The 10273-nt window shown below is 65.9% G+C and carries 11 protein-coding genes; 8 read left to right on the top strand and 3 right to left on the bottom strand.

Features of this window, described 5'->3' with window-relative positions; translation table 11 throughout:
- On the top strand, positions 1-873 hold an 873-nt coding region (locus JOZ76_RS00205; RefSeq protein ID WP_291696624.1), incomplete at its 5' end, for a hypothetical protein.
- Positions 874-946: 73 nt separating this feature from the next.
- Here the strand turns inward: JOZ76_RS00205 and grpE are convergent.
- Positions 947-1570, bottom strand: a complete 624-nt coding sequence (gene grpE, locus JOZ76_RS00200) for a nucleotide exchange factor GrpE (protein WP_291696623.1) — start codon at positions 1568-1570, stop codon at positions 947-949.
- A 97-nt stretch (positions 1571-1667) separates the two neighbouring features.
- Positions 1668-2756, bottom strand: a complete 1089-nt coding sequence (gene hrcA / locus JOZ76_RS00195) for a heat-inducible transcriptional repressor HrcA (protein WP_291696622.1) — start codon at positions 2754-2756, stop codon at positions 1668-1670.
- A gap of 147 nt (positions 2757-2903) precedes the next feature.
- Between hrcA and rph the strand changes: the two genes are divergently transcribed.
- Genes rph through hemW form a run of 3 tightly spaced genes read left to right on the top strand, consistent with a single transcriptional unit; the run spans position 2904 to position 5438 of the window.
- Complete coding sequence (gene rph, locus JOZ76_RS00190) at positions 2904-3617, top strand: ribonuclease PH (RefSeq protein ID WP_291696621.1); 714 nt, start codon at positions 2904-2906, stop codon at positions 3615-3617.
- Positions 3614-4276 (top strand): RdgB/HAM1 family non-canonical purine NTP pyrophosphatase, encoded by a 663-nt coding sequence (gene rdgB / locus JOZ76_RS00185; protein ID WP_291696620.1) that lies wholly within the window; start codon positions 3614-3616, stop codon positions 4274-4276. The genes rph and rdgB overlap by 4 nt, the downstream gene beginning before the upstream one ends.
- On the top strand, positions 4269-5438 hold the full coding sequence (gene hemW / locus JOZ76_RS00180) for a radical SAM family heme chaperone HemW (RefSeq protein ID WP_291696619.1): 1170 nt from the start codon (positions 4269-4271) through the stop codon (positions 5436-5438). The genes rdgB and hemW overlap by 8 nt, the downstream gene beginning before the upstream one ends.
- Before the next feature lie 6 nt (positions 5439-5444).
- On the opposite strand, the gene JOZ76_RS00175 is transcribed toward hemW, so the two are convergent.
- Positions 5445-6668 (bottom strand): penicillin-binding protein activator, encoded by a 1224-nt coding sequence (locus tag JOZ76_RS00175; RefSeq protein WP_291696618.1) that lies wholly within the window; start codon positions 6666-6668, stop codon positions 5445-5447.
- Positions 6669-6914: 246 nt separating this feature from the next.
- Between JOZ76_RS00175 and rsmI the strand changes: the two genes are divergently transcribed.
- From rsmI to JOZ76_RS00155, 4 genes are all read left to right on the top strand, one after another.
- The gene (gene rsmI / locus JOZ76_RS00170) at positions 6915-7883 is read left to right on the top strand and encodes a 16S rRNA (cytidine(1402)-2'-O)-methyltransferase (RefSeq protein WP_291696617.1); all 969 of its coding nucleotides are present in this window, start codon (positions 6915-6917) and stop codon (positions 7881-7883) included.
- Positions 7870-8274, top strand: a complete 405-nt coding sequence (locus tag JOZ76_RS00165) for a YraN family protein (RefSeq protein ID WP_291696616.1) — start codon at positions 7870-7872, stop codon at positions 8272-8274. Before rsmI ends, JOZ76_RS00165 begins: the two co-directional genes overlap by 14 nt.
- A gap of 32 nt (positions 8275-8306) precedes the next feature.
- Positions 8307-9254, top strand: a complete 948-nt coding sequence (gshB, locus tag JOZ76_RS00160) for a glutathione synthase (RefSeq protein WP_291696615.1) — start codon at positions 8307-8309, stop codon at positions 9252-9254.
- A 226-nt stretch (positions 9255-9480) separates the two neighbouring features.
- Positions 9481-10273: MBL fold metallo-hydrolase (locus JOZ76_RS00155; protein ID WP_291696614.1), on the top strand; the 793-nt coding region annotated here is incomplete at its 3' end.

Below are 10273 nucleotides of genomic sequence, written 5' to 3'. Positions count from 1 at the left end.
GCGATCTTCCCGCCGGGGCTGCGGGTCGGGCTGACCCCGCCGGCCGGGCTCGCGCTGGCCAAGACCTTCCCCGGCTTCGAGACCATGGACCGCAGCGTCAAGGTCCTGCTGACCGAACTCCCGGTGCAGGCCTATGCGGAAGTCGTGAACGCCATCAAGGCAAATCCGGCGACGACAACGCCGAACGGGACCAAGCCGGAAGCGATCGAGACCGCGGCAGGGCCCGCCTACTACACCACCGAAACAGCCAAGGATGGGGCGGCCACCGTGCGCCGCTACTCGATGATCCTCTCGGGCGGCGCCTTTGCCGGCTATGTCGCCGTCCAGGTTCCCGAGACTGCAACCAAGATTTACAACGATGAAGCCGTGCGACAGATGTTCGCAACGGCCGCGATCCGCAAGCAGGTACCGGTCGAGGAGCAGCTGGCATTGATGCCGTTCAAGCTGACAGAGCTCAGCGACTTCAAAAACGTCCGGACGCTTGCGCCCGGCAGCGCGCTGCTGCTCGCCGACGGCGATGAGGCCAGCGGGATCGAACCGGCGCCGTTCATGCTGATCGGAATGATCGCGGCAACCCCGCAGGAACCCGACGATCGCGGTCGCTTCGCCCAGCAGGCGGCCACGACGATACCGGGAATGCGCGAGGCGCACATCACGATGTCCGAACCGATCCGCATCGACGGACAGCCGGCCTATGAAACGCGTATCGACGCGACCAGCGGCAAGGATAATACCCCCGTCACCTTGGTGCAGTGGCTGCGCTTCGGTGGGCCGAACACATTGCGCGTCATTGGAAGCGCCCCACGCACCCAATGGTCGAGTGCGTTCCCAAGGTTCCGCGCCGTGCGGGACGGAATCCAGCCGCGCGGCTGATTCCGGTGGATCAAATTCAGAGACAGAGGCAGGATCTCCGCTCCGATGTTCGGATCGGAACGGAGAGGCGCCGTCAGGCGGCGTCGTTCGGCTCGTTGCCGTTGGCAGCGACCGGCGCCGCTTTCAAACCGCCCTTGGAGACGCCGACAAGTGCGGGCCGCAGCACGCGCTCGCCGATCATGAAGCCGGCCTGCACGACCTGAACCACGGTGCCCGAGGGCACGCTGGGATCGGGGACCTCGTACATCGCCTGCTGGAAATTCGGATCGAATTTTTCGCCGGTCGGATCGAATTTCCTGACGCCGTTCTTTTCCAGCGTGTTGAGCAGCGAGCGTTCGGTGAGCTCGACGCCGTCGATCAGGGATTTCAGGCCGGGATCGGCGGTGTCGCGCAATTCGGCCGGCACGGCGTCGAGCGCGCGCTGCAGATTGTCTGCGATATCGAGAATGTCGCGGGCAAAGCCGGTGATGCCATAGGTCCGCGCGTCGGCGACCTCGCGCTTGGTGCGCGCGCGCAGGTTCTCCATCTCGGCGAGCGTCCGCAGCATCTTGTCGCGCGATTCCGCGGCTTCCTTGGCCAGCGCTTCCACGGACCCCACCTCGGGGTCATCGGGCATGATGTAGGGCTTGGAGACCACGGGTTCGCTGGCCTGGGCCGGGTTCGCCGGATCGTTGGTGGGCCGGTCGGAATCGGTCATGGACGTCCTTCTTTGACAAAATCGGCTGGAATAGCTGGATGTTGCGCCCGGATATCGTGCCTTGGCCCGTGAAAATCAAGCCTGAGTTCCCGCCCCCTCAGCCGCCCAGCATCCGGCTGACGATCCGCGCGGCATAATCCACCGTCGGGATCACCCTGGCATAATTGAGGCGGGTCGGGCCGATCACGCCGAGGACGCCGACGATGTGTCCTGCGCCATCGCGATAGGGCGCGACAATGGTGGAGGAGCCCGAGAGCGAGAACAGCTTGTTTTCGGAGCCGATGAAGATCCGCACGCCGTCGGCCTGTTCGGCGCGACCGAGCAGGTCGACGACGCCGCGTTTGGTCTCGAGATCCTCGAACAAGAGGCGGATGCGCTCCAGGTCTTCCAGCGCGTGCAGATCCTCGAGCAGGTTGGCGTGGCCGCGCACGATCAGCTGGCGGTCGCCGTTTTCGCCGCCCGACCAGCTGGCAATGCCCGCCGCGATCACCTTCTGGGTCAGCTGGTCGAGCTCGGCGCGCGCCTGTGCGAGCGCGGTTTCGAGCTCGAGCCGCGCCTCCGCGAGCGTCCGTCCCCGGATCCGTGCATTGAGAAAATTGCCGGCCTCGGTCAGGACCGACGATGGCACGCCCAGCGGCAGCGTCAGGACGCGGTTTTCGACCTGGCCATCCTCGCCGACCATCACGACCAGCGCCTTTTCCGGCTCGAGGCGAACGAACTCGATATGCTTGAGACGGGCGTTGTGCTTCGGCGTCAGCACCACAGCAGCCGCGCGCGTCAGGCCGGAGAGGCGGGTCAGCGCTTCGCCAAGCGCGGCCTCGACCGACTGGGCCCGCCCGACGGCGGCAAGCTGGGTCTGGATCGACTGCCGCTCGGCCTCGGTGAGGTCGCCCATCTGCATCAGCGCATCGACGAAAAAGCGCAAGCCGAGCTCGGTCGGCAGCCGCCCGGCCGAGGTGTGCGGCGCATAGATCAGGCCGAGCTGTTCGAGGTCGGCCATCACGTTGCGCACCGAGGCCGGCGAGAGCGGCACCGCGATCAGGCGCGAGATGTTGCGCGAGCCGACCGGTTCGCCGGTCGCCAGGTAGCTCTCCACGATTTGACGAAAAATCTCGCGCGAACGCTCGCTCAGCTGGGCGAGGCCGGCGCTGGGCGCGATCAGTCCGATCGGTTCGTGCTGGGCCACAGATTACTCCTCCAACTGCCCATAATTTGTCCATCGGCTTGGCCCGTGGCAAGCGGCTAGCGGGCCCCGAAAGCCCTTGCCGCCCCAGGCTCCCGCCCATAAAAGCGGCGCGAGCGAGAATTGTTGCCTTATCCTGGAGGGATTTTCATGCGGCCGAGCCGCCGGGCACCGGATGAACTGCGCGCCGTGTCGCTGGAACGCGGCGTGGTCAAATATGCCGAAGGATCCTGCCTGGTGAAATTCGGCGACACCCATGTGCTGGTGACGGCGACGCTCGAAGATCGCCTGCCGCCCTGGCTGAAGGGGCAGGGCCGGGGCTGGATCACGGCCGAATACGGCATGCTGCCGCGAGCCACCCTGGAGCGCACCCGCCGCGAAGCCTCTGCCGGCAAGCAGGGCGGCCGAACCGTGGAAATCCAGCGCCTGATCGGCCGCTCGCTCCGGGCGATCATCAACCTGGAAGCGCTCGGCGAGCGCCAGATCACGGTCGACTGCGACGTGCTGCAGGCCGACGGCGGGACCCGAACCGCCTCGATCACCGGCGCATGGGTGGCGCTGGCCGATTGCATCGGCTGGATGAAGGCGCGCAAGATGGTCAAAGCGGAGGTGCTTCGGAGCAATGTCGCAGCGGTCTCCTGCGGCATCTATAACGGAACGCCGGTGCTCGATCTCGACTATGCCGAGGATTCGGAAGCCGAGACCGACGCCAATTTCGTCATGACCGGCGACGGCCGTATCGTCGAGGTCCAGGGCACGGCGGAGAAGACGCCGTTCACGGAGGCCGAGTTTTTGGCGCTGATGGCGCTCGCGCGCAAGGGCGTGGCGCGGCTGGTCGACTTGCAGAAGATGGCGGTGGCGTGAGCGACGAGGCATCCAGTAACGGCAGCAGCCAGCATCGGCGAATCGCGGGCCGGCTCGTGATCGCGACCCACAATGGCGGCAAGCTCGCCGAGATGCGCGAACTCCTAGCTCCACATGGCATAGAAGCGGTCTCGGCTGGCGAGCTTGGCCTGCCGGAGCCCGAGGAGACCGGCGAGACCTTTCATGCCAATGCCCGCCTCAAGGCGGTCGCGGCGGCGAACGCGGCACGGCTGCCGTCCTTCGCAGATGATTCCGGTATCGTGGTCGACGCGCTTGGCGGCGCGCCGGGTATTTTTTCGGCGCGATGGGCCGGACCGACCAAGGATTTTTCGGTCGCCATGGCGCGGATCGAGCGGCTGCTTCAGGAGCGTGGGGCGACCACGCCCGAGCAGCGCAAGGCGCATTTCGTGTCCGCGCTCTGCGTCGCCTGGCCCGACGGGCACGTCGAGGAGGTCGAAGCCCGAACCGACGGAACGCTGGTCTGGCCGCCACGGGGCAGTAATGGTTTCGGCTACGACCCGATGTTCCTGCCGGACGGCTTTGACCGCACCTTTGGCGAGATGACCAGCATCGAGAAGCATGGCCTGCCGCCGCTTGGTCTCGGCCTCTCGCACCGCGCCCGCGCCTTCATCAAGCTCGCGGAGATCTGCCTTGACTAGTGGTCCGACGCCGACATCGCCGAGTGCATTCGGCGTTTATGTGCATTGGCCGTTCTGCTTGTCGAAATGTCCCTATTGCGACTTCAACAGCCATGTCCGCCACGCCGCGGTCGACGAGAAGCGGTTCGCCCGCGCTTTCGCCCGGGAGATCGAGGTCACTGCCGCACGCACCGGGCCACGCGACGTCACATCGATCTTTCTCGGGGGCGGCACGCCGTCGCTGATGCACCCGGAAACCGTCGGTGCGATCCTGGACGCGATCGGCGCGCACTGGCGCTGTTCTGGCGACGTCGAGGTCACGCTCGAAGCCAACCCGACCAGCGTCGAGGCGACACGGTTTGCCGGCTATCGCGCCGCCGGCGTGAACCGGGTCTCGCTCGGGGTGCAGGCGCTCGACGATGCCGCGCTGAAAATGCTGGGGCGGCTGCACAGCGCCAGGGAAGCGCTCGATGCTGTGGCGATCGCGCGCCGCGTCTTCGACCGCTATTCCTTCGATTTAATCTATGCGCGGCCCGGCCAGACGCCTGCGAGCTGGGCCGCTGAATTGCAGCTCGCGATCACCGAAGCGGCCGAGCATCTGTCGCTGTACCAGCTGACGATCGAGGAGGAGACGCCGTTCTTCAGCCTCCACGCCGCCGGCAAATTGCCGACACCGGACGAGGCGACGGCGCGCACGCTCTATGACGTCACCCAGGAGGTCTGCGGCCGCCACGGCCTGCCGGCCTATGAGATTTCCAACCACGCCCGACCGGGTGCCGAGTGCCGGCACAATCTCGTCTATTGGCGCGGCGAGCAATATGCCGGCATCGGGCCGGGTGCGCATGGCCGCCTCGACCTCGGTGGCATCAGACACGCCACCGCGACAGAACGGCGCCCCGAAAGCTGGCTGATGCGGGTCGAGGCATCAGGCCACGGCCTGATCACCGACGATGTTTTGAGCAGTGAAGAGCGCGCCGACGAGTTTTTGTTGATGGGGCTGCGGCTGGCCGAGGGGATCGATCCCGCCAGCTATGCCGCGCTCGCCGGTCGCGGGCTCGACCCCCGCCGGATCGAGCTGTTGCGCGACGAAGGCGCGATCGCGGTCGAAGCTGACGGCCGGCTCCGGGTCACGCAGTCCGGGTTTCCGGTGCTGGATGCCGTCGTTGCTGATCTGGCGGCGTAACCCTTCTCACGTCGCACCAAAATTCTTGGGCGAACCCGCCACGGCCTGGCTGCCGCCTGAGGCGACGCGCATCACGGCGAGCCCGCGCTCGTTGGTGCCGTCCGGGCGGAAACGGAACAGGCCGTCGATGCCAGCAAAGCCGGAGGCGCTGGCCAGCACGTCCTGCGAGAATTTCTGGCCGGGGTTCCTTGCCAGCGCCGCGACCAGGGCGACCGCGTCATAGGCGAGCGTTGCCGTACGCACCGGCTCGCCGCCAAATTTGGTGCGATAGCGGGCAGAGAACCCCCGGAAGCCGGCGGGGTCCGGCGCTGCGTAGAGACCGCCCTGCAGCACAGGGCTCGCGGCCACCCTGGGATTGTCCCAGAGCCCGGTTCCAAGCAGCTGGATGTTGCGCAGGTTGGCGCCGGCCGCGGTCAGTGCGTCGGCGGTCGCTACGACTGAATCGCCGTCATCGGCGATCAGAAGCGCATCCGCCTGGCCAAGCGACTGGGCGACCGTTCGCGCCGGCGTCGCGCGATCGGCGCCGTATTTTTCGAATGCCACGATACGCCCCCCGCGCCGGGCCACGGCCGGCTTGAAGGCGGCTTCCACAACATTGCCATAGGCATTATCCGGCAGCAGCGCGGCGAACGATTTTTTGCCGATGCTCGCCGAATACTCGACGATCCGGTTGACGTCGGACTCCGGCAGAAAGCTCAGCAGATAGACGCCGCGGCCGGCGACGCTGGAATCGGTGGAGAAGGCGATCACCGACACGCTGCGGGTCCGCGCCACCTGGGCGGTGGCCGGCACCGCGGCGGCGAAAAGCGGACCTAAGATGATCTCGGCGCCCTCGTCGAGCGCCTGCTGCGCACCCTGCTGGGCGCCCGGGGGATTTCCAGCATCATCCTTGATCAGGAGCTGGATGTTCGGGTTCTGGAACTCGGCCAGCGCCATCTCCGCGGCGTTTTTCATCGACTGCGCGGCGACGCCGGCATTGCCCGCGGCCGACAATGGCAGGATCAGCCCGACCTTGACCTGACCGGTGCCGGCGACCGCCGGCTGTTCCTGCGGGCCGGCCGGCGCCTGGGCCTGCGAGCTGAAGGGATTGGGCAGCTGGCTGAACGTCTGCTGGACGCTCGAACAGGCCGACAGCAGCGGCGCGCCGAGTGCAAGTCCGAGCGCCGCTCGCCGGGTCACGGCAGGTTGTTGGCCCGACAATGGTGAGTTCGGATTGCGCGCACCCGGCATTGCATCTCTTCACTTCGACCGGCCGGAATCGGCCGGAACTCGTGAGCCCCCAGCTTCGGGACGGTTGGTGTATTGGCGATGACTCAAACTAAATCAAAAGGGTCATGGCATCGCCGACCGCAGTTTCACCTGACCGCCCCGGTCATGTTCTATCCTGGCCCGTCTCCGTTGTACGCCGCATGAACGGCTGCCCCACGGATGGCGCTGCTTGTGGCGCCCGAGCTCTCTAGCCCCTAAGATATCATTATGCGCGCAAAACCTGCCCCGATAAATACGACTCAGCTCTCGACTGGCGCTCTGCGCAGCTTTTCAGTCGATGGTTGCATCCTTGCCGCACCGAAGGCACCGGGCGGGTTGTTCCTGGTCGCGACCCCGATCGGGCATCTCGGCGACGTCACGCTGCGCGCGCTGCAGACGCTCGCAGCCGTCGATCTCATCGCCTGTGAGGACACCCGCATCACCCGCCGGCTGACCGAGCGTTATCAGATTTCGACACTATTGACGGCTTACCACGAGCACAATGCCGAGACCGCGCGGCCGCGAATCCTGAAAATTCTGGGCGAGGGCGGTTCCGTCGCGCTGGTATCGGACGCGGGAACTCCGCTGATTTCCGATCCCGGCTTCAAGCTGGTGCGCGAGGCCTGCGCGGCAAGCTTTTCCGTTTCCGCGCTGCCGGGGCCATCCTCGGTGCTGACGGCGCTGTCGGTGGCAGCACTTCCCACGGACCGTTTCTTCTTCGAGGGCTTTTTGCCGCCGAAGCGAGCCGCGCGCCGGGTGCGCCTGAAGGAACTCGCTGCCATCGACGCGACCCTCGTACTGTTCGAATCGGGCAACCGGGTCGGCCAGAGCTTGGCCGATCTCGCTGACATCATGGGGGGCAGGGGTGCGGCGATCTGCCGCGAGCTCACCAAGCTCCACGAGGAGATTTTGCGCGGCCCGCTAGTCGAGCTGGCGGAGAACGCCGGTCAGCTCGAAACGCGCGGCGAGTTCGTGGTGGTGATCGGGCCGCCGGCGGCGAATGCCGGTGCGATGACCGGGGATGCCCTGGATGCGCTGCTCCGCGACCAGCTCACGCGCTCCAGCGTCAAGGACGCGGTCGCGCACGCCGTCGAACTGTCGGGCCGGCCACGCCGCGAGGTCTATGCGCGGGCGCTTGAGCTGGCCAGGGACAGATCGGCGCTGACGTCTGCGGAAAGCGACGATGGCAAAGGATGAGGGCGCCTCGTCGCCGGACAAGCAGGCCGCCCCCGAGCGGATTGCGGCGTTCCGGACCGGCCTTTCCGCCGAAAGCCGGGCCGCGGCGTATCTGATGGCCAAGGGCTACCGCATCCTCGCCCGGCGCTTTCGCACGCCGCATGGCGAGATCGACCTGGTCGCGCGACGCCGAGGCCTGCTCGCCTTTGTCGAGGTCAAGGCCCGCGCCACGCTCGACGAGGCCGCCTTTGCGGTGACGCCGCGCCAGCAGCTGCGCATCATCAATGCCGCCCAGGCCTGGCTCGCCGCCCATCCCGAACATGCGGAATTCGAACTCAGGTTTGACGCCATCCTGATTGCGCCGCGGTCCCTGCCACGCCATCTGATGGCGGCCTTCGACGCCAGTTCCTGAAAGCCGTTCCCTCCAGCAAGTCGGATCTTCCCATGTCATTGAACGTCGCCGTCCAGATGGATCCCATCGCGCGCATCAACATCCGCGGCGATTCGACCTTTGCGCTGCTCTTGGAGGCGCAGAAGCGCGGCCACGGCCTGTCCTATTACACGCCCGACAAGCTTTCATTGCGCGGCGAGGAGCTGGTGGCTCCGCTGCAGTCGCTCGCCGTGCGCGACGAGGCTGGCGACCATTTTACGCTCGGCGAGCCGAAGCGCACCGACCTCTCTTCCTTCGACGTGGTGCTGCTGCGCCAGGACCCGCCGTTCGACCTCGCCTACATCACCTCGACCCATTTTTTGGAGCGGATCCACCCCAAAACTCTCGTCGTCAACAGTCCGGCTGCGGTCCGCAACGCTCCGGAAAAGCTGTTCGTGATGAATTTCCCGAAACTGATGCCGCCGACCCTGATCTCGCGCGACCTCGACGAGATCAACGCCTTTCGCGATGAGCATGGCGCGGTGGTCATGAAGCCGCTGCACGGCCATGGCGGCGCCGCGGTGTTCCGCGTCATGCCGCAGGACATGAATTTCGGCTCGCTGTTCGACATGTTTTCCGTGACCTTCAAGGAGCCCTGGGTGATCCAGCGCTTCCTCCCCGAGGTGAAGCATGGCGACAAGCGCATCATCCTGGTCGACGGCGAATTTGCCGGCGCGGTCAACCGCGTCCCGGCACCCGACGATTTGCGCTCCAACATGGTGCGCGGCGGCGCCGCGCAGGCGACCGAGCTGTCGCCGCGTGAGCAGGAGATCTGCAAGACGCTCGGTCCCGCCCTGCGGGCCGCGGGCCTGCTGTTCGTCGGCATCGACGTGATCGACGGCTTTCTCACCGAGATCAACGTGACCTCGCCGACCGGAATTCGCGCCGTCGCCCGGCTCGGCGGGCCGGACATCGCCGCAAGAATCTGGGACGTGATCGAGGCGCAGCGGGGCGCCAAATAGTTCTTTGTCTGTTGTCATACAGCCGACACATCTCTGCTGCGCACCTGGTGTGGCGTGTCCGACGTTCGAAAGCGAGCTCCCCGCAAAGTGATACGAGCGCCAGAACTAAGGGACGCGCGCGTCTTCCAAAGGTCCGAAAGCTGGTGCAACGTCACGTTGTCCGCTCAATCCAGCGCTTCGATCCGCCGGAGGCGGTGAAGCAGGCCTTTCATAGTGGAGAAAACGCATGACCTATCCCGTCTCGCGACGATCCCTGCTTGCCCTCAGCGCCGGTCTCGGCGCGTCGACCATGTTCGGCAGCAGTGCGCTCGCCCGTGCTCCCAAGCTCGGCACCGAGCCGTCCTATTTCTATCGGTTCAACCTCGGCAGCGCCGAGGTAACGGCGGTTTCCGACGGACCATTGGCGCTCGGCGACCCCAAGGGCACCTTCACCGGGGTGCCGGATGACGAATTGCGCAAGATGCTGTCGGACAATTTCCTCGCCCCCGACAACGTCGTGCTCGAGCAGAACTCGCCGATCGTGAACACGGGCGACAAGCTCGTGCTGTTCGACACCGGCCTCGGGACGGCGAAAGGATTTGGACCAACCACCGGGCGGCAGCAGAAGAGCATGGCCGAAGCCGGCATCAAGCCGGAGGACATCGACGCGGTGGTGTTCTCGCATGCCCATATCGATCACATCGGCGGCGTGGTCGACGAGCATGACAAGGTGCTGTTTCCGAACGCCCAGTTCTATATCGCCCAGAGCGATTTCGATTACTGGACCGACGAGGGCAAGATGGGCGGCCAATGGAAGGATTTTGTGGTGCACGCCCGCAAGAACCTGATGCCGGTCCGCGACCGCCTCGTCTTCTACAAGGACGGCCAGGAATTTTTGCCGGGCATCCAGGCGCTGGCCGCACCGGGCCACACCGTGGGTCACCACATCTTCATGATCTCATCGGAAGGCAAATCTTTTGCCTATCTCGGCGATCTCAGTCATCACCCGGTGCTGCTGATGGAAAAGCCGCGGATGGAAT

Origin of the sequence: Bradyrhizobium sp., from assembly GCF_019244115.1 — a bacterium.
Classification (GTDB): domain Bacteria; phylum Pseudomonadota; class Alphaproteobacteria; order Rhizobiales; family Xanthobacteraceae; genus Bradyrhizobium.
This window is presented reverse-complemented; position numbering and strand designations above follow the sequence as displayed.

What these genes read in the sequence shown, in the direction of transcription:
- grpE (WP_291696623.1), bottom strand. Translation starts at nt 1,570, where the DNA reads ATGACCGATTCCGACCGGCCCACCAACGATCCGGCGAACCCGGCCCAG.
- rph (WP_291696621.1), top strand. Translation starts at nt 2,904, where the DNA reads ATGCGGCCGAGCCGCCGGGCACCGGATGAACTGCGCGCCGTGTCGCTG.
- JOZ76_RS00175 (WP_291696618.1), bottom strand. Translation starts at nt 6,668, where the DNA reads ATGCCGGGTGCGCGCAATCCGAACTCACCATTGTCGGGCCAACAACCT.
- rsmI (WP_291696617.1), top strand. Translation starts at nt 6,915, where the DNA reads ATGCGCGCAAAACCTGCCCCGATAAATACGACTCAGCTCTCGACTGGC.
- JOZ76_RS00165 (WP_291696616.1), top strand. Translation starts at nt 7,870, where the DNA reads ATGGCAAAGGATGAGGGCGCCTCGTCGCCGGACAAGCAGGCCGCCCCC.
- gshB (WP_291696615.1), top strand. Translation starts at nt 8,307, where the DNA reads ATGTCATTGAACGTCGCCGTCCAGATGGATCCCATCGCGCGCATCAAC.